13 protein-coding genes are annotated in these 26,313 nt (G+C 63.7%); 7 read left to right on the top strand and 6 right to left on the bottom strand.

Translation table 11 applies throughout. The annotated features are described in order from the left end of the window. The first annotated feature begins 181 nt into the window (after positions 1–181). The 6 genes from F455_RS22025 (at position 182) to F455_RS0111265 (ending at position 13,992) form a co-directional block, all read left to right on the top strand. Complete coding sequence (locus tag F455_RS22025; protein WP_169337330.1) at positions 182–6,073, top strand: Ig-like domain repeat protein; 5,892 nt, start codon at positions 182–184, stop codon at positions 6,071–6,073. Positions 6,074–6,340: 267 nt separating this feature from the next. Continuing rightward, complete coding sequence (locus F455_RS0111285) at positions 6,341–6,697, top strand: PadR family transcriptional regulator (protein WP_018973398.1); 357 nt, start codon at positions 6,341–6,343, stop codon at positions 6,695–6,697. A gap of 70 nt (positions 6,698–6,767) precedes the next feature. Beyond that, positions 6,768–7,694, top strand: a complete 927-nt coding sequence (locus tag F455_RS0111280) for a sensor domain-containing protein (protein WP_018973397.1) — start codon at positions 6,768–6,770, stop codon at positions 7,692–7,694. 305 nt (positions 7,695–7,999) lie between these two features. Then, the gene (locus F455_RS0111275) at positions 8,000–9,517 is read left to right on the top strand and encodes an efflux transporter outer membrane subunit (protein WP_018973396.1); all 1,518 of its coding nucleotides are present in this window, start codon (positions 8,000–8,002) and stop codon (positions 9,515–9,517) included. Between the two features lie 86 nt (positions 9,518–9,603). Further along, a complete protein-coding gene (locus tag F455_RS0111270; RefSeq protein ID WP_033409926.1) occupies positions 9,604–10,827 on the top strand; it encodes an efflux RND transporter periplasmic adaptor subunit in 1,224 nt (407 codons plus the stop codon). Positions 10,828–10,917: 90 nt separating this feature from the next. Then, a complete protein-coding gene (locus F455_RS0111265; protein WP_018973394.1) occupies positions 10,918–13,992 on the top strand; it encodes an efflux RND transporter permease subunit in 3,075 nt (1,024 codons plus the stop codon). A 700-nt stretch (positions 13,993–14,692) separates the two neighbouring features. Here the strand turns inward: F455_RS0111265 and F455_RS0111255 are convergent. The 4 genes from F455_RS0111255 to F455_RS20585 all read right to left on the bottom strand — a co-directional run bounded on the left by F455_RS0111255 (position 14,693) and on the right by F455_RS20585 (position 22,298). Continuing rightward, the gene (locus F455_RS0111255; RefSeq protein WP_018973393.1) at positions 14,693–15,766 is read right to left on the bottom strand and encodes an acyltransferase family protein; all 1,074 of its coding nucleotides are present in this window, start codon (positions 15,764–15,766) and stop codon (positions 14,693–14,695) included. Then, positions 15,763–18,189, bottom strand: a complete 2,427-nt coding sequence (locus tag F455_RS20590; protein WP_018973392.1) for a family 20 glycosylhydrolase — start codon at positions 18,187–18,189, stop codon at positions 15,763–15,765. Before F455_RS20590 ends, F455_RS0111255 begins: the two co-directional genes overlap by 4 nt. 137 nt (positions 18,190–18,326) lie before the next feature. Beyond that, positions 18,327–21,089, bottom strand: coding sequence for a TonB-dependent receptor (locus F455_RS0111245; RefSeq protein WP_020684077.1), 2,763 nt, complete (start codon positions 21,087–21,089; stop codon positions 18,327–18,329). Between the two features lie 153 nt (positions 21,090–21,242). Continuing rightward, positions 21,243–22,298 carry a glucokinase gene (locus tag F455_RS20585; protein ID WP_018973389.1) on the bottom strand — a complete coding sequence of 352 codons (1,056 nt, stop codon included), beginning with the start codon at positions 22,296–22,298 and terminating at the stop codon, positions 21,243–21,245. A 397-nt stretch (positions 22,299–22,695) separates the two neighbouring features. On the opposite strand from F455_RS20585, the gene F455_RS0111235 reads away from it, so the two are divergent. Next, a complete protein-coding gene (locus F455_RS0111235) occupies positions 22,696–23,772 on the top strand; it encodes a LacI family DNA-binding transcriptional regulator (protein WP_018973388.1) in 1,077 nt (358 codons plus the stop codon). Positions 23,773–23,807: 35 nt separating this feature from the next. On the opposite strand, the gene eda is transcribed toward F455_RS0111235, so the two are convergent. After that, positions 23,808–24,464: a bifunctional 4-hydroxy-2-oxoglutarate aldolase/2-dehydro-3-deoxy-phosphogluconate aldolase gene (gene eda, locus F455_RS0111230; RefSeq protein WP_018973387.1), complete on the bottom strand. Its 657-nt coding sequence runs from the start codon at positions 24,462–24,464 to the stop codon at positions 23,808–23,810. 25 nt (positions 24,465–24,489) lie between these two features. Then, positions 24,490–26,313 carry a phosphogluconate dehydratase gene (gene edd, locus F455_RS0111225; protein ID WP_018973386.1) on the bottom strand — a complete coding sequence of 608 codons (1,824 nt, stop codon included), beginning with the start codon at positions 26,311–26,313 and terminating at the stop codon, positions 24,490–24,492.

Raw genomic sequence — 26,313 nt, 5'->3', positions numbered from 1 at the left:
AGCCAGTCTGGGGAAACCGGGTTGTCCTGGTTACAAATTTCTGGGGAAGGCAGTCATGGCGGAACGGGGCTGGTTGCGCGCGTGTCGGGGTGTGCTCTTGTTGAGTGCATTGATGTGGGGAACGGCGATAGCGGATCAACCGGGACAGCGTCTGTCCACGCCCGCTGGCGTGCGCGAGAGCATGTCGTCGATCCAGGAACGCCAGGCGAACAGCACGCGCGTCCCGCATCCCGATCACGAACTCGAATACCCGGACAAATCCGCCGCAGGGGAGAATCCTGACGCGCTGGCCGTGGCGCAGTACCCGAGCCCCAGCGTCGACGCGACGCACTTGAAGCAGCCGACGAATATCCGTAGCCCGGTGATGAATATCCACACCACGGCTAACTCATTCGACGGTGCCACGCTGACCGATACCGGCGCGTTTCCGCCGGACAGCATGGGCACGATCGGCCCGACGCAGTTCGTGGTCTTCGTCAACGGGCGGATCCGCTCGTTCACCAAGGCCGGTGCGGCCGATGGCGTGGTGAATGCGGATCCCGACGTGTTCTTCGCCTCGGTGAGGACGCCAGTCGCCGGCTCCGTCGTGCTCGACTTCACCTCCGATCCGCAGGTGCGCTACGACCGCTTCTCGGCGCGCTGGTTCCTGACCATCATCGACGTGCCGTGCACGAACGCGACCTGCACGACCACGGCTGCCAACCGCGTGCTGATGGCGGTCAGCGACGCTGCCAGCAACGGCACGCTGAGCGCTTCGACGGTGTGGACGTTCTTCCAGTTCCAGGCCGATCCGGGCACGAACTTCTGCGACTATCCGTCCCTCGGTGTCGACGTCAACGCGCTCTACATCGGCTGCAACATGTTCAGTAGTGCCGGCGCTTTCATCGGTACGAACGGTTACGTGGTACAGAAGACCTCGATCCTCGGCGCCGGTCCGCCGCTGGTGACGATGTTCGCGAATCTTGCCGCCGGCGCCGGCGCGGGTCCGGAATCGCCGCGCGGCGTGGACAACTACGACGCGACCGCGACCGAAGGTTATTTCGTCGGTCCCGACAACGCGACGTTCAGCACGATCATGTTCCGCCGCGTGAGCAATCCGGGTTCGGCGACGCCGACGATTTCCGCGAATATTTCCGTCACGGTGCCGACAACAACGCTGTCCGGCACGCAGGCGGTCCGCTTGGTGCAGCACGCCGGCAACACCGGCGGCAACAACGGGCTGTTGGATAGCCTCGATGATCGCTTCTACTCGGCGATGATCCGCAATGGACGGCTGTGGACCGCGCACAATTTCACCGTCAGCGCGGCCGGTGTCGCCAGCACCGCGGCTGCTTCACGCAACGCGGTGCGCTGGTACGAGTTCCAGAATCTCACCACGACTCCGAGCGTCGTGCAGTCGGGCACCGTGTTCGACAATGCCGCCACGCGTGCAGCGGCACGCCAGTATTGGATACCCAGCGCGATCGTCACTGGCCAGGGGCATTCGATCGTCGGCATGTCGATGGCCGGCACGCCGGTCGGTGCGACGCCGGTATACGTCGGGCGCCTCGCCGGCGACACGCTCGGCACGATGGCCGGTCCGCCGACGGTCGCTGCCGTCGCCTATGGGACCACCACGGCGAACTACAACCCGCCTTCGGATCCGGGCGGCGCCGGAGGGCGGCGCTGGGGCGACTTCTCGTTCACCAGTCTCGATCCGCTCGACGACATGACGGTGTGGACGATCCAGGAATACAACCAAGCCCTGAACAGCTACGCCGTGCGCGCTGGGCGACTCGCTGCTCCCCCGCCGGCCACACCGACGTGCTCGGGTTCACCGATCACATTCGCCGGGCCGAGCGGCAATGTGGTGATCAATGCGACGTCCAGCGGCGGTTCGGGCTTCTATGATCCGGGCGCGAACCTACCGGCGCCGGCGCTTCCGTTCACGCACATGGGCGCGACCGTTACCAATGCTATCGTCAACAGCGTCACCTACAACTCGCCGACTCAGGTCACGCTCAACATCACCGCACTCACTACGGGACTGCAGAACGTCACGCTGACCAATCCCGACGGGCAGAACGTCACCGCGAACGGCTGCATCAATGTGCAGAGTGCGTTGGCCGCGGACCTTGCGATCATCAAGACCGACGGCGTGACCACGGCCGTGCCGGGGGGCAGCGTCACTTACACGATCACCGCGTCGAACCCAAGCGCGACGCCCGCCACCGGCGCCACGGTGGCCGACACGTTCCCGGCTGCGGAGACCTGCACCTGGACTTGCGTGGGCGCGGGTGGCGGCACCTGCACGGCGTCCGGTGCCGGCAACATCAACGACACCGTGAACCTGCCCCCCGGCGCCAGTGTCACCTACACGCCGACGTGCACGATTTCGGCTGCCGCGACCGGTACCTTGAGCAACACGGCAACGGTGACGATCGCCGGAGACCCGAATGCGGCGAACAATTCCGCGACCGATACGGACACGCTGACGCCACAGGCCAACCTTGGGATCACCAAGATCGACGGCGTCACCACGGCTATACCGGGTGGCAGCGTGACGTACACGATCACGGCATCGAATGCGGGCCCGAGCAATGCGCCGGGTGCCACGGTTGCGGACACGTTCCCGGCCGCACTGACCTGCACCTGGACCTGTGTGGGTGCGAGTGGCGGCACGTGCACCGCTTCGGGCAGCGGCAACATCAGCGACACGATCAATCTGCCCGCCGGCGGCAATATCACATACACCGCGAGCTGCACCATCTCGGCGGCGGCGACGGGTTCTTTGAGCAACACCGCGACCGTGGCGGCGCCGGCGGGCGTCACCGACCCGACGCCAGGCAACAATTCGGCGACCGATACCGACACGCTCGCGCCACAGGCGGATCTTGCGATTACCAAGACTGACAGCGTGACCACGGCCGTGCCCGGGGGCAGCGTGACCTACACGATCACGGCATCGAACGCGGGCCCGAGCAATGCGCCAGGCTCCAAGGTGGTGGACACGTTCCCGGCAGCCGAGACGTGCACATGGAATTGCGTCGGCGCGGGTGGCGGCACGTGCACGGCGAGCGGCAGTGGCAACATCAGCGACACGATCAACCTGCCCGCCGGCGGCAGCACCACGTACACCGCGAGCTGCACCATCTCGGCAGCGGCGACGGGTTCTTTGACCAACACCGCGACCGTGGCGGCGCCGGCGGGCGTCACCGATCCGACGCCAGGCAACAATTCGGCGACCGATACCGACACGCTTGCGCCACAGGCCGATCTTGCGATCACCAATACCGACGGCGTGACCACGGCGACGCCGGGCGGCAGCGTGACCTACACAATCACGGCATCGAATGCGGGCCCGAGCAATGCGCCAGGCTCCAAGGTGGTGGACACGTTCCCGGCAGCCGAGACGTGCACCTGGACCTGCGTGGGCGCGGGCGGCGGCACTTGCACTGCTTCGGGCAGCGGCAACATCAGCGACACGATCAACCTGCCTGCGGGTGGCAGCACGATCTACACCGCGAGCTGCACCATCTCGGCGGCGGCGACGGGTTCTTTGACCAACACCGCGACCGTGGCGGCACCGGCGGGCGTCACCGATCCAACGCCGGGCAACAATTCGGCGACCGATACCGACACGCTCACGCCACAGGCCGATCTTGCGATCAGCAACACCGATGGCGTGACCACGGCGACGCCGGGCGGCAGCGTGACTTACACGATCACGGCATCGAATGCGGGTCCGAGCAACGCGTCGGGTGCCACAGTAGTGGACACGTTCCCACCTGCACTGACCTGCACCTGGACCTGCGTGGGAGCCGGCGGTGGCACGTGCACGGCAAGCGGCAGCGGCAACATCAGCGATACGATCAACCTGCCGGCAGGTGGCAGCACCATCTACACCGCGAGTTGCAATATCTCGGCAGCGGCGAGTGGTTCGTTGACTAACATCGCGACCGTCGCGGCGCCAGCGGGTGTCACCGATCCGACGCCAGGCAACAATTCAGCGACCGACATCGATGCGCTCGGCGCATCAGCCGACTTGTCGATCACCAACAACGACGGCGTGACCACGGCGACGCCGGGCGGCAGCGTGACGTACACGATCACGGCATCGAACGCGGGCCCGAGCGATGCACTGGGTGCCACGGTTGCGGACACGTTCCCAGCCGCACTGACCTGTACCTGGACCTGCGTGGGCGCCGGTGGCGGCACGTGCGCAGCGAGTGGCAGCGGTAACATCAACAACACGGTCAGCCTGCCCGCCGGCGGCAGCGTCACCTACACCGCAAGCTGCAGCATCTCGCCCTCGGCAAGCGGGTCGTTGACCAACATCGCGACCGTCGCGGCGCCGGCGGGCGTCACCGATCCGACGCCGGGCAACAATTCGGCCACCGACGTCGATACGCTTACCGCGCTGCCTGACCTGTCGATTACCAAGACGCATGCCGGAAACTTCACCCAGGGCCAGACCGGCGCGGCCTATACACTCACGGCCAGCAACGTGGGCGGCACGCCGACCAGCGGTACGGTCACGGTGATGGATACGTTGCCCGCGGGATTGACCGCTACCGCGATCAGCGGCACGGGCTGGAGTTGCGTCCTCGCTACGCTGACCTGCACGCGTTCGGATGCGCTGGCCGCGGGCAGCAGTTATCCGGCCATCACGCTGACGGTGAACGTTGCCAACAATGCTCCTGCCTTGGTGACCAACACCGCAGCTGTCTCCGGTGGTGGCGAGACCAACACCGGCAATGACAGCGCGAGCGACGCGACCACCATTACGCAGTTGCCCGATCTGACGATCGCCAAGACACATGTCGGAACCTTCGCCCAAGGGCAGACCGGCGCCAGCTACACCCTCACGGTCAGCAACACGGGTTCTGCGCCGACCAGCGGCACGGTCACGGTAACGGACACCTTGCCTGCCGGACTGACCGCGACAGCAATCAGCGGTACGGGTTGGACCTGCACCCTGGGCGCGCCGACCTGCACGCGTTCGGATGCACTGGCCGCGGGCGGCAGCTATCCGGCGATCACGCTGACGGTGAATGTCGCGAACAACGCGGCGGCCTCGGTGACCAACAGCGCGGCCGTGTCCGGCGGCGGCGAGACCAACACGAGCAATGACAACGCGAGCGATGTAACCACGATCACGACGACGACCTACACGGTCGGCGGCAATGTCAGCGGGGCGACATCGCCTGCGGCACTCACTCTGAGTGACAGCACGCATGGCACCTCGCAATCGCTGTCGTCGAGTGGTGCGTTCACGTTCCCGACACCGCTTCCCATCGGCTCGAACTGGAATGTCACGGTGACGACGCCACCGTCCGGTCAGACTTGCGTTGTCGCCAACGGCACCGGCACCAATCTTTCGGCGAACGTGACCAACGTACAGGTGACCTGCACAACCGTGCTGGTGACCATTGCGCCCGCAGCCCTGGCGGCGGGTACGTTCAGCCTCTCATACAGCCAGCAGTTGAGCGCGAGCAGCAGCGACAGCGTGAACCATGCGCCATACACGTTTACCCTGACGTCGGGCAGTTTGCCGCCCGGGTTGACCTTGAGCGCGAGCGGCCTGCTGTCGGGCACGCCGACGGTCGTCGGCAGCTTCTCGTTCACCGTGCAAGCTGCGGGATCCGGCGGTGCGTCCGGCACACAGGCTTACACGCTCGTCGTGGACAGGAAGGCGACGACGGTCACCCTCGCCGCAACACCGAATCCGGCGAACCCTGGTGTCCCGGTGAGTCTCGTCGCAACGGTAGTGGGCGATCCGCCAACGGGCACGGTAAGCTTCAGCGACAACGGTACAACGCTGCCTTGCTCTCCTGTGGCATTGGTCGCTGGTACAACGAGTTCGACAGCCACCTGCACGACGACATTCACGGCGACAGGTGCGCATCCGATCACTGCGAGCTACAGCGGCGACGCAGGTTTCGCGCCGGCGGTGTCATCCGTCCTCGCGGTGATGGTGAATGTGCCCGGCGTACCTGCCGTGCCCGCACCAATTTTGGATCGTTGGGCGCTGCTGATGCTCTGCGGACTGTTCGGCACGGTCGTGTTCGTGCGACTGCGCAGGACTTCATAGTCAGCTCAAAAGCTGCCGCTAAGAGCGGCAGCTTCAGTGCCGTGGCGGACGCGGAGCATTTTTGGCTGCCCACATGGGGAGCATTCTCGGCGTCTGCCAAGAGGTAGCGCGGCTCCGCTCGAGTGAATCGAAGATCTGCGTTTTGATTGACGTTCGTTGACACATTCTTGCCCGAGCGAAGCCGGCGAGGCGGGCATGACTTTTGGCGCATGCACTAGTATCAACTGAACACTATAGTCCACCTGTGACTATGACGACGTTGCGCACATGAGCGATATCGACAGCCATCTGTGGAAATTCCAGAAGGAACTTTCCTCCGGCACCGTGTCATTGGTGCTGCTCGGAGTGCTGGCCCGTGCACGCACGCCGATGTATGGCTACCAGATCGCGAAGAGGTTGGAGCAGACGGGCGGCGGCGTTCTGAGCGGCAAGCAGAGTGCACTCTATCCCGTGTTGCGCAACCTCGCCGCGGCGGAACTGCTCGAAAGCATCGTCGAGCCGTCGGTGACCGGGCCGCCGCGGCGCTACTACCGCATCACGCCGCTGGGGCGGCGGGTGTTGCGCGAGTGGAGCCTGGCCTGGGTCGACACGCGTGATTTTGTCGATTCCGTTTTAGTCGAATAGTGCGGGCAGGACGCCTGCTCCGTGACCTACGCCGTCGGGGACGACGGCATGAGCTTACCGAGGATTGAACATGACCGGCACGACTCCGCGCACCATCGCCGAATATCTCGAGCAGTTGCGCAGCACATTGCAGGGCGCGGGCGCCGATCCCGCGCTGATCCAGGACGCGCTCTACGATGCCGAGGAACATCTGCGCGCAGAGCTGCACGAGAATCCGGGCAAGTCCGAAGCCGAATTGATCGCCAAGATCGTCGGCAGCTACGGCGCGCCGGAGGAAGTCGCGAGCATCTACGTCGACAAGGAAGTTCAGGTGCAGCAGGCCCTGCGCGCGCCGCCGCAGCGGCCGCGCAAGACAGCGTGGGGAAAGTTCTTCGCCGTCGGCAGCGATGCACGCACGTACGCAGGGCTGTTCTACATGCTGCTCTCGCTGGCGACTGGCATCTTCTATTTCACCTGGACCGTGGTCGGCCTGAGCCTGTCGCTGGGACTATCGTTGCTGATCTTTGGCGTGGTGTTCGCGGTGTTCTTCTTCGCCACGACGCGCGTACTTGCGCTGGTCGAATCGCGCATCATCGAGACCATGCTCGGCGAGCGCATGCCGCGCCGGCCCGTTTACGCGCGCGCCGGTCTGACGATCTGGCAGCGCATGGGCGAAATGTTCACCGATCCGCGTACCTGGTCGACGCTGTTGTATTTCGTGCTGATGTTGCCGCTCGGCATCGTCTACTTCACCGTCGCCGTGACCGGCATCGTGACTTCGCTTGCCTGCATCTTCGCCCCGATTGCGCACATCGGCTGGATGCTCGGCCTCGTGCGCATCGACATTGCCGACCACATCCGCTTCAACGACACGCTGCTGGTGCCGTGGCAGATCGCCGATCCGCTGACCTTCGTCATCGGCATCGCGCTGTTGTTCGGCCTGCTGCATTTCGCGCGCGGCTTGGCGAAATTCCAGGGCGCGCTCGCCAAGAGCCTTCTGGTCAAGCCGGCGGGCTGATATCGCCGCAGCACGCAGCACGCGTGTGCGGCGTCGAGTTCAATCGCAAGTTGCGGGTGCAGGGTCGCGTTTCGCAGGATTTGAGAATCGACCATGGAATCTTTCACCGGTCGTGTCGATTTCGTTTCCGCTCGTTCGTCTAGGGGTGAAATGACTTCCGGCCGTTGCCGTGAATGTTGCGTTCTGGCAAAAAATTTCGAGGCAGATGCGGAAAGTGAGAAGCGCCAGCGATAGGTATCGATTGAACTTGCAATCGTTCCTCGTCTATTATTGAACGATACAGTACAAAATATTTGGATTTTGTTATGACTGCGAAAGACGCAATAGCGCGCCGCGGCGTGCTGAGCGGAGCATTGTTGGTCGCGCTGGGCGGTTGCGCGGCAGGCCCGGATTTCCGCACGCCTGCAGCTCCCGCGGTCGATGCCTACCGCAAGGATCCGCTGCCGGCCGCGACCGTCGAAACGAAGGCGCCGACCGGCGATGCACAGCGCTTCGTCAGCGGCGTCGACGTTCCGGCGCAGTGGTGGACGACGTTCGCGAACGACGAGTTGAGTCGCCGCATCACGCAGGCGCTGGCTCACAGCCCGAGCGTCGCTTCGGCCCAGGCTGCGTTGCGGCAAGCGCAGGAAAACGCGAATGCGACACGCGGCGCGTTGTTTCCCAGTGTCGATGCGAATGCAGGAGTGCAGCGCGCGAATGCCAACAGTCTGGGTGTCGGCGCGAGCGAACCGGGAGCGCCATCGGTATTCAGCCTCTACAACGCCGGCGTGAAGGTGAACTACACCCTCGATCTCTTTGGCGCGACCAGACGAGGCGTCGAGGCGGATACCGCTGTGGCCGACTACCAGCGTTTCCAGCTCGAAGGCACTTACCAGACGCTCGCGGCGAATGTCGCGACCACGAGTTTTCGCGAAGCCTCGCTGCGCGGCCAGATTCGCGCGACCGAGGAGATCATCGATGTCTACAACAAAGAGTTGAAGCTCACCGAGGCGCAGAATCAGATCGGCGCGAAATCACTGGCCGACGTGCTCGTCATTCGCACCCAGGTGGCAACGGCCGCAGCAACGCTGCCGCCGCTGCGCCAGCAACTCGCACAGACACAGACGCAGCTCGCGGTCTATCTCGGCGAATTCCCCTCACAATCGCAACTTGCCGCACTCGATCTCGATGCGCTCGGCCTGCCGCACGACGTGCCGGTGTCGCTGCCGTCGACGTTGACGCGTCAGCGCCCCGACGTGCGCGCGGCGGAAGCGACACTGCATCAGGCGACCGCGAAGGTCGGTGTCGCCACGGCCAACCTATTCCCGCAGATCACGCTGAGCGGCAGCCTCGGTTCATCCGCGCTGCATTCCGGCGACTTGTTTTCCAGCGGCACCAAGGCGTGGAGCATCGGCGCCAATCTGCTGCAGCCGATTTTCCACGGTGGCTCGCTGCGCGCGCAGAAACGTGCGGCCGAAGCCGGCCTCGACAAGGCCGCGGCGGACTACGAGCAGACCGTGCTCGGTGCGTTCCAGAACGTCGCCGACGCGTTGCGTGCGCTCGAGCTCGACGCGGAAAATCTCAGAGCACAGGCGCAGGCGGAGCAATCCGCCGCGCAGAGCCTCGAGCTTGTGCGCATCCAATACCGCAACGGCTCGGCCAGCTATCTGCAGGAACTCGACGCGACGCGCCAGTACCAGCAGACGCGGCTCGGCCTGGTCCAGGCGCGCGCGGCGCGACTCGCGGATACGGCAGCGCTTTACACCGCGCTCGGCGGCGGCTGGAAGGAAGATTCCGAGCCCGTCGCGGCCGCAGCACCCAACGCGAGTCCCCAAGCGAAGTAATTTTTTAATTGAAGAGTGCGGGCAGGAAGCCCGCTTCGTGATTCTCGCGCTCATGGATGAGCGCAAAAAACAAAGGTCAAAACGACATGGCTACTTTGGAAAAGAAGAAGTGGAGCACCACGAAGAAGATGATCATCATGATCATCGCGGTGCTGCTGCTGATCGCGTTGATCGCAGGCATCAAGGTGATGCTGGTGATGAAGATGATCGCCGGCATGAAGCCGCCGCCGCCGGCCGTGGTGTCGACGGCCAAGACTGCGTACCAGGAATGGCAGCCGCAATTGCGCGCGGTCGGCAGCGTGCGCGCCGCGCGTGGTGCCGATCTTGCACTCGATCTCGCCGGTTTGGTGACCAAGGTCAACCTGCAGTCCGGCGACGAGGTCAAGGAAGGGCAGGCGCTCCTGCAACTGCGCGATAGCGAGGACGTGGCCCAGTTGCATCAACTCGAGGCCGCCGCCGCGCTGGCCGAGGTCACCTTCGGGCGTGCCAAGCAGCAGCTCGCCGTGCAGGCGATCAGCAAGGCCGACTACGACCAGGCCGCGGCCGACCTCAAGGCCAAGCAGGCAGCCGTCGCCCAGCAACAGGTCAACGTGCAGCGCAAGCAGTTGCGTGCGCCGTTCGCCGGCCGCGCGGGTATCGTCACGATCACGCCGGGTACATATCTCGAGGCCGGCAAGATCATCGTCACGCTGCAGCAGGTCGATCCGGTGTTCGTCGATTTCCACCTGCCGCAGAAGAATCTCGCCGACATCAAAGTCGGGCAGAAGGTGGTAATCAAACTCGATGCATTCCCGGGCAAGACCTTCGAGGGTGAGTTGTCGGCGATCAATCCGAAGGTCGACGGCGATACGCGCAACGTGCAGATCGAAGCGAAAGTCGGCAATCCCGACAAGCTGTTGTCTCCGGGCATGTTCGCCGATGTCGCGCTCGATGTCGGCACCAAGGCGCGCTATCTGACCCTGCCGCAGACCGCAGTCGTCTACAACCCGTACGGCGAGACCGTATATGTGGTGAAGAAGAAGGCCGAGCTCGACAAGGCGCAAGCGGAAGAGGCGAAGAAGAATGGTGCCAAGCCGGCCGCTGCGGCGCCTGCCGGTCCACCGATTCCGCCCGATGCGCTGGTGGTCGCGCAGACTTTCGTGACGACGGACGGCACGCGCGGCGATCAGGTGTCGATCACCAAGGGGCTGGACGAGGGTGCCGAAGTCGTGACCAGCGGTCAGATCAAGCTGAAGAACGGCGCACCGGTGACGATCGACAACAAGGTGCTGCCGGCGGATGCGGCAAATCCGACGCCGCAGGAGAAGTGATGCGAGCTGTCATCCCGGCAATCCTGCTGGAATGACGGCGTAAGAAACGACCAGCGCGGTGCAAACAAAGACGCGCATAGGATTTTGCAAATGAATTTCACCGACACCTTCATCAAGAAACCGGTCCTCGCGATCGTGGTCAGCGCACTGATCCTCGTGCTCGGTATCAAGGCCGTGTTCGATCTGGGCGTGCGCCAATTCCCGAAGACCGAGAACGCCACGGTGACCGTGACGACGGCCTACTACGGTGCCGACGCGCAGACCGTGGCCGGCTTCATCACCCAACCGCTCGAGCAGGCGATCGCCCAAGCGCAAGGGATCGACTACTTGACCTCGACCTCGGTCAGCGGCGTTTCGACGATCACTGCGACGCTGCGCCTCAACTACGATGCGAACAGCGCGCTGACCCAGATCCAGACTCAGGTCACCTCGGTGCGCAACCAGTTGCCGCCGCAGGCGCAGCAGCCCGTGCTCAACGTCCAGACCGGTGCATCGCTGGACGCGATGTATCTTGGCTTCCGCAGCGACGTGCTCCCGTCCAATAGCGTCACCGACTACCTCGCGCGCGAGGTCAAGCCCAAGCTCGACGCTATCGAGGGTGTGCAGACCGCGGAAATCCTCGGCGGCCGTCAGTTCGCGTTGCGTGCGTGGCTCGATCCGACACGCCTGGCCGCACACGGCGTCACCGCGAGCGACGTCTTCCAGGCGCTGAGCGCGAACAATTATCTCGCCGCGGTCGGCACGACCAAGGGCCAGATGGTCAGCGTCGATCTCACTGCGGCCACCGACCTGCATTCGGTCGAAGAATTCAAGCAGCTCGCGATCAAGCAGAAGGATGGCGCGATCGTGCGTTTGTCGGATGTCGCCAACGTCGTGCTCGGCGCCGAGGAATACGACTCCAACGTGTCGTTCAGCGGCAAGCTCGCGGTGTTCATCGGCATCAAGGCGGCGCCCGAGGCGAACGTGCTCGACGTCGCGCGACGCGTGCACGAGGCCTTTCCCGAAATCCACTCGCAGCTGCCGGCCGGCCTTTCCGGCGAGATCGTGTGGGACTCGACGATGTTCATCACCTCCTCGATCAACGAGGTCGTGCACACGCTGATCGAGGCGCTGATCATCGTCACGATTGTGATCTTCCTGTTCCTGGGTTCGTTCCGCGCGGTGATCATTCCGGTGATCGCGATGCCGCTGTCCCTGATCGGCACGTTCTTCATCATGCTCGTGCTCGGCTACTCGATGAACCTGCTGACGTTGCTCGCATTGGTGCTTGCGATCGGCCTGGTCGTCGACGACGCGATCATCGTCGTCGAGAACGTCGACCGACACATGAAAGAAGAAGGCAAGTCGCCATTCGAGGCCGCACTGTTGGCCGCGCGCGAACTGGGCGGACCGATTCTCGCGATGACCGTCGTGCTGGTCGCGGTCTATGTGCCGATCGGGTTCCAGAAAGGATTGACCGGTGCACTGTTCACCGAATTCGCATTCACGCTCGCCGGCGCGGTGACCGTCTCCGCGATCGTCGCGCTGACCCTGTCGCCGATGATGTGCGCGAAGTTTTTCAGGGCCGATCAGGAAAGCGGCAAGTTCGTGCAGACGATCGACCGTGTGTTCGAGCGCGTGCGCGCGGGCTACGAGCGCGTGCTGCACGGCGCGCTGGTGTCGTGGAGCGTGGTCGTGGTGATGGGCGTGATGCTGTTCGGCGCAACCATGTTGCTCGGCATGACCGCGCAATCGGAACTCGCGCCGGAAGAAGACCAGGGCTTCCTTTTCTACGCGCTCAACGGGCCGCCGAATGCGACGTCGGAGCAGATGCTCAAGTACACGCAGCAGATGTTCGACAGCGGCAGCAAGGTTCCCGAATACGAGATGATGTTCCAGATCACGTTGCCGGGCGGCGGCGCCCAGGGAAGCCTCGGCGGCATGGTGTTCAAGCCGTGGGAGGAGCGCAGCAAGACCGCGAAGACGCTGCAGCAGGAACTGCAGGGTTTGTGGGCGCAGATCGCCGGCGGCCAGGTCTTCGTCTTCTCGTTCCCGCCGCTGCCCGGGCCGCAGGGTGCGCCGATCCAGGTCGTGTTCAAGACTACCGAACCGTTCCAGAACCTCAATGAAGTCGTGCAGAAGGTGCTGAGGAAAGCGCAGGACTCGGGCAAGTTCTATTTCGTCGACGCCGACCTCAAGATCGACAAGCCGCAGTCCACGGTGACGATGGATCGCGACATGATCACCTCGCTCGGGCTGACCCAGCAGGACGTCGGCAGCTCGCTCGGCGCCGCGCTCGGCGGCGGCTACGTCAATTACTTCTCGATTGCCGGGCGCTCGTACAAAGTGATCCCGCAGGTGCTGCAGGTCGACCGTTTGAATCCCGAACAGGTGCTCGACTACTACGTGCGCGCGCCGGATGGTTCGGTTATTCCCGCGTCGACCGTGGCCAGCGTGAAGCACGAGATCGTGCCGCGATCGGTCAACCACTTCCAGCAGCTCAACTCGACCACGATCCAGGGCGCCAGCGGCATGTCGCAGGGCGAGGCCCTGCAGTTCTTCCGCGATGCGCTCGCCGAGGTGGCGCCGAGCGGGTATTCGGTCGACTACGCCGGCCCCTCGCGTCAGTTCGTGCAGGAGTCGGGCAGCTTCGCGACCACGTTGTTGTTCGCCGTGATCATCGTCTTCCTCGCGCTCGCTGCGCAGTTCAACTCGCTGCGCGATCCGATCGTGATTCTCGTTTCGGTACCGATGGCATTGTTCGGCGCATTGATCTTCGTCAATCTGATTTCGTCGCTGAACATCTACACCCAGGTCGGCCTCGTCACGTTGATGGGCCTAGTGTCGAAACACGGCATCCTGATCGTCGAGTTTGCGAACGAATCGCAGCGCGCCGGCATGACCAAGCTCGAAGCGATCCAGCATGCCGCCGGCGTGCGCCTGCGTCCGATCCTGATGACCACCGCGGCGATGGTGCTCGGCGTGATCCCGCTCGTCATCGCCTCGGGTGCGGGGGCGGCAGGCCGCTTTGCGATGGGCCTTGTCATCTCGACCGGCCTCTCGATCGGCACGCTGTTCACCTTGTTCGTGGTACCCGCGTTCTACATGATGATCGCGGCTGATCATCACGCCGAGTCGGCGAAGCCGGTGGCGCAAGGGTTGAGCGGGGAGCCTGCCGCGGTCTGATTCGCTCGACAGCATCCCGGCGCAGGCCGGGATGTTTTTATCCGGCATGGCCTGTCTTTAGTTGTTCGTCTAGTAAAGCAGGAGCTTCCACTCGCCCTGCGGGCGAGCGTCTTACTTTCTCTGCTCGTGCAGAGAAAGTAAGCAAAGAGACACGCCCCAAAGCATTGCGCCCTTTGGGCATCCTGCCCAAAGGGTCCGCGTCAGCGGCCGGGTTCCGTTGACTGCACATCCCTGTCCAGACAACGGAATCGGCGCGGGCGTTTCCGGCCGCTGCCGCCGCAATGCAATGGGGCCCGGAAAAGCCGAAGCAGCGCGCTCCTGCGCGCCGAAGCAGAAAAGCCTCGCATGCCGCTGCTCTTGATCTGGCTCGTGATCTTCGGGTCCCCGTTTGCCGCGGCGAGGTCAGGCCGGAAACGTCCGCAGGATCGCGCGCAGGAAGCGCGCGAGTTCGTTGCTTGGACAGGGAAGTTCAATCAACGAACCCCGGCATGCCCTCGTGCACCCGTAGCGCGCAGCGCGGAGGGCGCGGCATCCGGGGTGTGTTCTCTTTGGTTACTTTCTCTTGCACAAGCAAGAGAAAGTGACCCGCGCGACGGACGCGCGCGGAAAAGCGAAGGGACGCGGTCAGGGCAGGGTCAAGAGCGAGAACTGAAGTACAAACTGCCTGCGCAGTCCCGCACGCGGGAATGACGAGTAAACCTCAGAGATTGATATACACGCGCCGCCGATCCATCGCATAGACAATCAACCACCACAACGCAACGAACGCAATCGCATACGCGAGCGATGCGACATAAGGCCCCGCTAGCGGCGTGATCCAGCCCGAGAACAGGCGATCGTAGATCGGCTGCTGCCAGTCAAACGCAGGCAGCAGGATCTGCATGAGTTCGGATCCGGCGTAGGCGGCGATCGCATTGACGCCGAAGCGACGCCCCAGCGCGGGCCAGCGACAGAGATCGATCGCAATATGGAACGCGAGCAATGCGAGCATGGCCCAACCCGCACACCAAAGTGCGAACGAGGGCGTCCATAGGTTCTTGTTGAACGGCAGCCAGTGCGACCACAGCGCGGCGAGCAGTACGGCGACGATGCCGGCGATCAGCAGGTTGCCTTGCTGTCCGCGGCGCAGCCAGATCGAGGCGCACAGGCCGAACAGGCCCGTCGCGAGCGAGGGTAGGGTGGCGAGCAGGCCCTCGGGGTCGTGGCCGCGGCCGCTTGTTGCATCGATTGAGTACACGGTCGAGCCAAAGATGGCGCTGTCCCCGCGGCTGACGATGTTGTTCCACGGCTCGAGCGTGCCGCCGACGAGCAACAACACCGAATAGCCGCCGAGCAGAATTGCGATCGCGAGCCACCACGTGCGCGGCCGCAGCCAGATCGCGCATGCCGCAGTTGCGGCGAAGCACAGCCCGATGCGTTGCAGCACGCCCGGAATGCGCCAATGCGCGCCGGGCAGCAACCAGGCGGCGAGCAGATTGATCGCGAGGCCGAGCGCGACGATGCGCAACGCGCGCAGCAGTGCGGTGCGGAACAGCGCGGCCTTGTCGGCGCCTTGGTCGACGCGTGGCACGATGCCGAGGCCCGCGGAAACGCCCATCACGAACAGGAAAAACGGGAAGATCAAATCGGTCGGCGTGCAACCGTGCCAGGGTGCGTGCTCTAGCGGGCCATAGACGTGATCCCAGTCGCCCGGATCATTCACGAGCAGCATCGCAGCGACCGTGCAGCCGCGCAACGCATCCAGCGACAACAGCCGGCGCGGAGCCGTTGTCATCGGCGTGATACCAGCGATACCGAGTCGATCACGTGCAGCGGATCGTGCGTACCTGTCGCAAAGCGCAGGCAGAGATCGTGCTTGCCCGAACGTGGCGCGAATTCGAGATCGATCCTGGCCGCCTGTGGCTGGACGATCGGTGCGACGGCGAGCAGCTCGCCCGTGCAGCCGTCGAGGCGGACTTGCAATTCACCGGACGGGAATTTTTCCGGGCGGTGTTCGACAACCTGCGCGCTGTCGTGCCACAACTGGAAGTTATACGGCAAGCTCGCCACATCGACTTCGATGCGGGCGATGCCGTCGAGATCGGCCTGCTTCCACAACCAGCAGGGTTCGAAGATGTCGACCAGGTAGGCCTTCGTCGGTGCCTGCGCCGTGGCCATGCCCGGCAGCTTCAACTGCAACCCCTTGCCGGGACGGCACGGGGAGAGCTCGGAGGAGGTCCGGCGCAGCAGGGCTCCGGGATCGAGTTTGCTCGCGCGTGCATCCGCCAGCGCAATGTCGCGCGCAAACGCGGTCGCGCGAATGTCGCCGCGTGCGGGTGCCGCGAATGGCGACTTGTACAGCGTCGATTGCGCAGTCGGCACACTGCCGTCGAGGGTATAGCGGATCTCGCCGAACGCGACCTGGTTGGAGAGATCGATGGCGACGTTTCTCGCCTTCGCATCGTAGTTGCGGCGGATATCGACGGCGAACGGCGTCTGTCCATAATCGAGGCCGAGCAGGCGATAGCGCTCGAGTTGGACGGCAAGGCGATCAAGAAAACCGTGCCAGTCGTGTGCGGATGCCGGCGACCACAGCACTTCGGCCAACGCGGCCGCGCGCGGCCAGGCTGCTCGTGTGACGTCGGTCGGCGTAGCGAGATATTCGCTCCACAGGTTGGCTTGCGCGCCGAGCACGTGCTTGGTCTCGCCGGCGTCGAGTTCTTTCGGCACCGGGTCGAAGTCGTAGACGCTGCGCAGCGTGACTGCGCCGGGGCGCCCGGCCGGTTCCTCGGCCAAGTCGGTGGCGAGGTGGTTGAGGTAAAGATCCGGGTCGGGCGAGAGCACGACATCGTGACCCTGCTTTGCGGCGTCAATGGCACCTTTGGTGCCGCGCCAGGACATCACCGTCGCCTGCGGAGGCAGGCCGCCTTCGAGGATCTCGTCCCAGCCGATCAGCTTGCGCCCGTGTTTGGCGAGAAAAGTTTCGGTACGTTTGATGAGCCAACTCTGCATCTGCGCTTCGTTGTTCACGCCGAGTGCGCGCATGCGCTGCTGCACCCGCTTCGACGCCTGCCACTGGTCCTTGGCCGCTTCGTCGCCGCCGATGTGGATGTACTTCGACGGAAACAGAGCCATCGTCTCGGTCAGTACGTTCTGCAAAAAGATAAAAGTAGAATTTTCTACATTGTAGAGATAGGTATGCACACCCCAGTCGTGCGAAACGCCGGGGTTCGCACCAGTGACGCCGAGTTTTGGATATGCGGCGATCGCAGCCTGGGCATGGCCTGGCATCTCGATCTCGGGCACGATCGTGACGTAACGCTGCTGTGCGTAGGCGACGATGTCGCGGATCTGTTCCTGGGTGTAGTAGCCGCCGACGCGTATGGGCTTGCCGTCGGCATCCTTGGGATTGCCGGCAGGCGTGCGCCATGCGCCGACTTCGGTCAGCTTCGGATACTTCTTGATCTCGATGCGCCAGCCCTGATCGTCGGTCAGGTGCCAGTGCAGCACGTTGTACTTGTGCAGCGCCATCCAGTCGATGAATTGCTTGACGTATTCGGGCGGCTGGAAATGCCGCGCGGAGTCGAGCATCAGGCCGCGCCAGGCGAAGCGCGGATGATCTTCGATGTGCAGGTTGGGAATGCGTGCGGAGCCGGAGGTCTTGCCGTCGAGCGTCAGCAGCTGCCACAGCGTCGTCATGGCATTGAAGGCACCGTGATCCGACGATGTGCCGATATCGATGCCTTTGTCGGAAACGTCGAGATAGTACTCTTCGTCGGCAAAATTATCGTCGGGGAGTGGTTTCAGCGACCAGATATCGATGCCCGCGCCCTCACTGAAATCTGCGTGCGGCTTGTGCGGATCGAGCGACTCGACTTTCAGGCGCAGCCCGCGTGTGCGCAACGCAATGTCGCGCAGCCATTCGGCGGCAGCGACATTGGTCGGATACGACTGTACCCGGAGCACGGTGCCGTCGCGCAACTCGAAATATCCGGGCTTACGTTGCAGCGAATACGGCGCGGGAAGCAGCGAGACGGGAGCGGAATCTGCCGCGACAGTAGGCTCCGTCGTGACAGCGGAGTCCGGTTTCGGCGCGACAGGACTCGGACTGCGGCAGCTGATCAACGCCAGCGTCAGTACGAGTGCGCCCAGAGCCCTGCAGGCAAGGCGCGATACATTTGGCATGAAGCTGCGTGCAATCAAAGGATGCTCGATCATACCGGTCGCCGAAGAGAAGAATAAAAAAAGCGGGCCTTCAATAATGCAAGGCCCGCAACGGCTGGAGAACGCCTTGAAAGGGTGGTGCCGAATCCGCCTGCTCCCGGGCGCCGGGAGCAGGGCGGTTTGTCGCAACCTCAGAACTTCAAACGCAGCGTCGCGTAGTACTGGCGGCCGTTCACGTAGAACGCATACGGCTGGTTTCCGTAGGCCGCGCTCTGGGTGTAGTACTTGAGCTTCGGATCGTTGAGGTTCATCGCATCGAGCGTGACCGTCGCCCATGAATTGACCGCATAGCCGAACGAGGCGTTCAGCGTCCCCGCACCCTGCTGGAAGAACGAGTCCGTACGGCTCACGCCGGCGTAGAACGTGGAACGGTAGGTATACGACAGGCGCGCGTTGAACTGCGCGTTCTCGAAGTAGCCCGACACGTTGAATGTGTTGCGCGAGTTGCCCTGCAACGGCTGGCCGTTGTCGGTGCCGCCATCCGCGTAGGTATAGTTCGCGGCAACGCCGAAATTGTCGCCGATCGGCTGGATGTAGTTGAGCTCGATGCCCTTGACGTGGCCGTCGACGTTGTGCGGTACGCTGACGAGGTAGCTGTTGAATACGTCGTGACCCGAGGTTTCGCTGGCCTGCATGTCCTTGTAGGTGCGCGTCTCATTGCCGAAGTTGATGTAGTTCGACAGGTCCATGTTGTAGGCGCCGACCGAAAGCAGGCCGCGCGGCGCGAAGTACCATTCCCAGGCCACGTCGACGTTGGTCGACACGATCGGCTTGAGCCCCGGGTTGCCGCCGCTGCCGGTGTGGGTGAGGTCGTCGAGCGAGACGAAGCCGGCGAGCGCGGAGTAGTCCGGACGCGTCAGCGTCTGCGAGGCGGCCACGCGCAGCACCATGTCGTCGCGCATGTCGAACTTGATGTTGCCGCTCGGCAGGAAATTGTCCTTGCTGGTCTTGGCCGTATTCCAGTAGTAGTCGCCGAACGCCGAGCCGGTGATCGGGCCGGTGACGATCTTTTCCTGCGGGCTCGTGGAGCTGTAGCTGATGTCGGAATCGGTGCCGACGTAGCGCACGCCGAGATTGCCGCTCCAGCCATTGCCGGCAAAGTTGAACTGGACGTAGGCGGCCGAATCCTTTTCCTTCACCGAGTAGATGTCGTTGAAGTAGAAACGCGTGACCGGATTGCGGTTGGCAAACTTCGCATCGATCGCCGCGAGCTGGGCCGGAGTCCAGTACCAGATGTTGCTGGGGAAGCTGCCGCCGACATTGCTGCCGAAGTCGCCGGGATAGTGGGAGGACGAGGTCGGATAGCCGGCCGGGTCGGTCCAGTTGGTGGCGAAATTTGGGCCTTGGGCGACGTCAAACAGGTTCTCGCGCGTGTGCTTGGCGTAGCGCGCACCGAAGTCGATCGTGGAGAGCGGGCCATTGTCAACCGCGAACTCGCCGTCGGCCTGCGCCCACCGTTCCTTGTCCTTCACGTCGATGCCTTGCTCGCCGAAGATCCAGCCGGCCGAGGGCATGATGCCCGACGTCGAGGAGTTGTCGCCGCCCATCGTCCAGTCGATCGGCGATTTGATGCCGTGCATATTCCAGCTCGCGCCGGCGCCGGCTTGGCCGCCGAGTTCCATCACGTCCTGAGTCGGGCTCTTGCCGCTGCCGTTGGTGATGCCGGCCTGGCCTTTGAAAGTGAGCCTGTCGGTCGCACGCCAATCGGCATCGAAGGTCACGTAGTCCGACTTCGAGGCCGCGCCGGGGCGCGAAATCTGGTCGTAGACGACGTAGGGTGCGGTGCTGCCGGCAACCGGTGCGAACGTGGCCGAGGTCAGCACGTTGTTCTTGACCGTGTAGTTGGAGCCGAAGCCCGCACCGCTGTTGACGAACTGGCTGCCCCACATCATGTAGTTGCGGTTGTAGTTGTCGGCCTTGAGCTTGGAGTAAAAGGCGTCGAGGTCGAGCGTGAGGTTGTCGGTCGGCTTGAATTCGAGATCGATCGTGCCGCCTTCGCGCTTGCGCTTTTGCGTGAACAGCACAGCGCCGATTTCATTCGGGTAGTACACGCCGGCGAGATCGGGGTGGGCCTGGGCGATCGCATCGGTCGCGGAGATCTGGTTGTAGCCGCCGACGACTTCCTGGCCTTGGCGTTCGAGCGAGCGTTCTTCGTAGAACAATTGGGCAAGCACGCCGAAGCTGTCGTTCACCTTCCAATTAACCAGGCCGTTGAACTGCGGATCGGTCTTTCCGGGCAGATCGGCGTAGACCCCGCCGATCGACGCCGAGGCGGTCAGATCCTTGCTGTACTGCAACGGCTTGCGCGTGATGATGTCGACCGAGCCCGCGGCGCCGCCTTCGAGGATCTTCGCTTCGGAAGTCTTATGCACGACCACTTCGCTGACGATTTCCGACGGCAGCAAGGTGTAGCTGACACTGCGGCCGACCGTCTGCACCTGGCTCAGCACGAACCAGTCGCCGGTGCCGACCGTATGGCCGTTGATCAGCGTCTGGGTCAGGCTCGGGTTGGTGCCGCGCAAGCTGACTCGGTCGTTTTCGTCAAAACCGCCCTCGCTCGCGCTCGAGGAGGAGATGTTGACGCCGGGCAGGCGCTCAAGCGTATCGGCGACGTTCTTCGCCGGCAGCTTGCCGATATCCTCGGCGGTGACGATCTCGACGTGCGAGTCGTAGGCCTGCTTGAGCTGCAGCGACCTGGCTTCGGTATCGCGGATGCCGGTGACGACGACGGTGCCGAGTTCTTCGGCATTCTGTTTTTTCTTGTTTGCATCCGCATCTGCCGACGCCGGCGTCTGCTGCGGGTCGCTGACGACCGGATCCGCGGCGTAGGCGAGTGCACTGGCGTAGAGACTGGCGGCGATGCTGGCCGCAAGCATTGTCTTGGAGTATTTCATCGGTGGCCCTCTCAATGGTTTGTGTATTGTCAGGAAGACTTGGCGTTCGCCGTATCTCCAGCATTTTTCCACTTATATACTTTTTTATTTATATGACGTGCATCCCGCACCGATACCTGATTCCAAGTACTTCACCTTCTTCTTGAATCTGCTTCAGCCCTTTCTTCCCTCGGATTCGTGGTCGAGAAACCAGTGCGCCGCGCCGGTCACGCCGAGCTGGCCGTGGTCGATCAGGTGCACCGGAGTGCGTTCGAGTACCGTGCGCAGCGTGCCCTTGTCGGCCAGGCGCGTGGCAAAGCCGCTTGCGCGCAGCAGTGGCGCGATCTGCGGCAGCACGCCGCCGGCAAGGTAGACACCGCCGTAGGCGCCGAGCAGCATGACAAGGTCGCCGATCAGGCTGCCGAACCACGCACAGAACACTTCGACGGTTTCCATCGCAAGCGCGTCGCTTCGCGCGAGCGCCGCCGCGGTGACCTGCGCGGGCGACTCGAATTGCGCGTGCACCGCGCGCAGCTCGCACAGCGTGCGATAGAGCGCGAACAGGCCGGGACCGGAAAAGACTTGCTCGTTTGGCACGTGCGCCGAAGCGTTGCCGAGGCGGCGCAGAACTTCCTGTTCGAGTTCCGTGCGCGCTGCGAGCGCGGCGTGGCCGCCTTCGGTGGCGAGAATGCCGGGGCGATCGCTGCCCGGGATCAACACCGCGGCGCCGAGGCCCGTACCGGGACCGACGACGAGCCGCGGCAGCGTGGGGTCGACTCCCCCCTGGCCGGCGATCAGGGTCGACTCGGCGATGCCTTGGAAGTGCGCGGCATAGGCGAGGGCGGTGAAATCGTTGACGAGGACGACGCGGTCCAGGCCCAGTTCGCTGCGCAGGCGGGAAATCGAAACGCGCCAGGGCAGATTGGCGTTGATCAGATCATCGCCACTGACCAGGCCCGCACAGGCGATACAAGCGTAGCTGGCGACGGCGTGGCCCGTCGCATCGGTGAATTCGCGCAGGATGTCGTGCAGATTCTTGTAGTCGGCGCAGACGAACTTGCGGTAGTGCAGAAGGCTCAGTCGTTCGCCGTCATTGCTGCCGGGTTGAACGAGCCCGACGCGGGCATGCGTTCCACCGACGTCGGCGGCGAGAAACGGCGCACGCGCCGCGGATCCCGCATGCGCGTATTGCGACGGCTGACCGGCGATGTGCGGACTTGCGCCTTGCATTGACTTGCGTTTCCCCGCTTCGTTGTCGAAACGTTCCCGGACGTCGCCAGGAATCCCTATTGATGCCGACGGTGATCCAATTCCCCCGGTCGCGGCGCAGTTTCCGGTATGATGACAACGTTGTCAACATATGATGACAAAAATTTTTCTTCTTGGCCTAATTCAAAGAAAACCCTTGTACAGAGCGGTGCATCGCAGCAAATTTGAATAACAACGTTGAGAAAAATTCTGCTCTAATGGGTTAAGTTGCAGTAATCAAAATGGAAACGTGCTGGGCGCCGCGCCGCAGCATCCATGGAGCTTGGCGGCGCAGTGTGAGATTGACGGACCAGCGCAATTGGCCGCCCGGCGGCTTTTCGCGCGACAATAGATTCGGGCTGCATACCAGATGAGACAAATGAAACCGGATACCACGACACCCAAGCGCAGCGCCACGATCAAGGACGTTGCCAAGCGCGCGAAGGTGTCGCTGAAGACGGTGTCCCGCGTTGTCAACAACGAGCCTTCCGTGCTTGAAGCGACGCGCAAGCGCGTCGAGCACGCGATCGCCGAACTCAGCTATCAGCCGGATCAGTCCGCGCGCAGCCTGCGCAGCGCGAAGTCGTACACGATCGGCATGGTCTACGACAACCCGAACGCGTACTACGTGATCAGCATGCAGAACGGCGTGCTCTCGGTGTGCCGCGAAACCGGGTTTGATCTAAACATCCATCCCTGCGATTCCAATTCGCCGGGCCTGGCCGAGGAGTTGCGCCTGCTCGTGCAGCGCTCGCGCCTGGCCGGCCTCGTACTCGCGCCGCCGATGTCGGAGCGCATGGAACTGATCCAGTTCCTCGCGGCCAACAAGATCAAATTCGTGCGCATTCTTTCCGCCGCGGAAGACCCGCGCGATGGTTTTCCCTGCGTCTTCGTCGACGACCGCGATGCGGCTTACGCGGTTACCGAACACCTGATCCAGCTCGGCCATCAGCGCATCGGCTTTCTCTGGGGTGGCAAGGCGCACCGCTCGAGTCCGGAGCGTTTCAAGGGCTACGAGGATGCACTCAAGCACTACGGCATCGCGATCGACAAGGCGCTTATCGTCGAGGGCGACTATTCGTTCGACGACGGCTTCCGCGGCGCGCGAAAATTGCTGGCGCTGAAGAATCCGCCGACAGCGATCTTCGGTTCGAACGACGAAATCGCCGCGGGCGTGCTCGCCGCGGCGAAGGCAGCGAATTTGAGCGTGCCCTACGATCTTTCGATCGCCGGGTTCGAAGACAGCCCGTTCTCGCGCCAGTGCTGGCCAGCGTTGACCACGGCGGCGCAGGCCACCGGCGACATCGCGCGCCGCGCCACCGAACGTCTCATCGGCGAACTCAAGCACGGCCGGCATGCCGAGCACAGCATAGCCAACGTCGGCTTCAGTCCTACCTTGGTGATCCGCGGTTCGACCGGACCGGTGCGGCCGAGCATGGCGCAAACCAAGCCGTAGAGGCTACGCGCCGAGAAAGGCGCAAGCTGCGAGTATCAGCCTGCCGCCTTCAATGCCGCGGCGACGCGCGCGAGCGCTTCGATCTTCTTCCAATCGCCGGCCTTGAGCAGATCGTTGGGCGATAGCCAGGTGCCGCCGACGCAGGCGACATTCGGGCTGGCGAGGAAATCGGGCGCGGTGTTTTCGCGGATGCCGCCGGTCGGGCAGAAGGTGATGCCGGGCAGAGGCGAGGCCCAGGCTTTGAGCAGGTTAACGCCACCCGTGGGTACCGCCGGAAAGAATTTCTGGAAACGATAGCCGCGCTCGAAAAGCGCCATCGCTTCGCTCGCGGTCGCCGCGGCCGGCAGCCACGGCAGCAGGCTGGAGTCGGCCGCGTCGAGCAGATTTCTGGTCGCGCCTGGCGAGACCGCGAAACGCGCACCGGCGCGTTCGGAGGCTTTCAGATCGTTCGGTGTCAGCACGGTGCCCGAGCCGACCACGGCGCCTTCGACTTCGCTTGCGATCGCGCGGATCGCATCGAGCGCCACGGGTGTGCGCAAGGTGATTTCGATCGCCGGAATGCCGCCGGCGACGAGTGCCTTCGCCAGCGGCACGGCTGCGGCGAGGTCCTCGATCACGACGACGGCAACGACAGGTGCGAGGCGCAGGGTCTTTTCGACTTCAGCTTGTTTCTTTTCGATGGGGGTGGTCACGAATCAAACTCCAGAAAACGGTCGATCAATTTCCGAACACGCTGGCGCCGGCATCGGAGGCGCCGACGGTATCACGGAACAAAGAAAACAATTCGCGGCCGAGGCCGACGTGGTGCGAGGCGAGATTGGTTGCGCTTGCCAGTGCGCGCGAGTTGAATTCGTGCGCGTCCAATTTCACTTCGAGTGTGCCCGCGTTCGCATCGAGACGCACGATGTCGCCGTTGCGGATCTTCGCGATCGCGCCGCCGGAGGCAGCCTCGGGCGTCAGATGGATCGCCGCCGGCACTTTGCCCGACGCACCGGACATGCGCCCGTCAGTGACGAGCGCGACCTTGAAGCCGCGGTCCTGCAGCACGCCCAGCGTCGGTGTCAGCTTGTGCAGTTCGGGCATGCCGTTCGCACGCGGGCCCTGGAAGCGCACCACGGCAATGAAATCGCGATCGAGTTCGCCACGTTCGAATGCGGCCTTCACGTCATCTTGTTCGTCGAACACGATCGCCGGTGCCTCGATTACCGCACGCTCAGGTGCGACTGCGGAAATCTTGATCACTGCCCGGCCGAGATTGCCGTCGAGTGCCTTCAAGCCGCCGTCGGGGCGGAATGGGCAGGAGGCGGGGCGCAATACCGTTTCGTCATGGCTTGCCGCAGCGACCGGCACGTAGCTCAGCTTCTTCTCCGCATCGAGCAGCGCATGCTTGCGATAACCATCGAGGCCCGTGCCATTTACCGTGTTGACGTCGGCGTGGGCGAGTCCCGCATCGAGCAACTGAGCGATGAGGAAATTCAGTCCGCCCGCGGCATGGAACTGGTTCACGTCGGCCTTGCCATTCGGATAGACGCGGGCGAGCAGCGGCACCGCGCTCGCGATCGCGTCGAAATCCTCGAGCGTGACGATGATTCCGGCAGCACGTGCGATCGCGACGATGTGCAGCAACAAGTTGGTCGAGCCGCCGGTCGCGTGCAGACCGGCGATGCCGTTGACGATCGCACGTTCGTCGACGATGCGGCCGATCGGCGTGTACTCGTGGCCGAGTGCGGTGATCGCGGCGACGCGCTCGACCGCGGCGACGGTGAGCGCCTCGCGCAGCGACGAGTTCGGTGCGACAAAGCTCGCGCCGGGCAGGTGCAGGCCCATCAGCTCCATCAGCATCTGGTTCGAATTGGCCGTGCCGTAGAACGTGCAGGTGCCCGGTGCGTGGTACGAAGCGGCCTCGGCTTCGAGCAACTCCTCGCGGCTGGCCTTGCCTTCGGCATAGAGCTGGCGCACCTTCGACTTTGCATCGTTCGGGATACCGCTCGGCATCGGTCCCGCCGGCACGAAGATCGCGGGCAGGTGGCCGAACGTCAGCGCGCCGATCATCAGGCCCGGCACGATCTTGTCGCAGATGCCGAGGTACAACGCCGCATCGAACATGTCGTGCGAGAGCGATACGGCCGTGGCGAGCGCGATCACATCGCGCGAGAACAGGCTCATCTCCATGCCAGGTTGACCCTGGGTCACGCCGTCGCACATTGCCGGTACACCGCCAGCGACTTGCGCGGTTGCGCCGATCGCGCGCGCAGTGCGGCGGATCAGTTCGGGATAGGTTTCGTACGGCTGGTGCGCGGACAGCATGTCGTTGTACGCGCTGACGATGCCGATGTTCGCGCGCGCGTTGGCGCGGATCGTCGCCTTGTCGTCCGCGCCGCAGGCGGCGAAGCCATGCGCAAGGTTGCCGCAGGACAGACGCTTGCGATGCGGACCGTGCCCCTTCGCGCGATCGATCTTGTCGAGATAGGCCTCGCGCGTCGCGCGGCTGCGCTCGGCGATGCGTGCGGTGACTTTGGCGATGACTGGATTCACGGGCAT

Source organism: Rudaea cellulosilytica DSM 22992 (assembly GCF_000378125.1).
GTDB classification, from domain to species: Bacteria; Pseudomonadota; Gammaproteobacteria; order Xanthomonadales; family Rhodanobacteraceae; genus Rudaea; species Rudaea cellulosilytica.
Note: the sequence above shows the minus strand (reverse complement) of the source record. Positions and strands in the feature narration are given on the sequence as shown.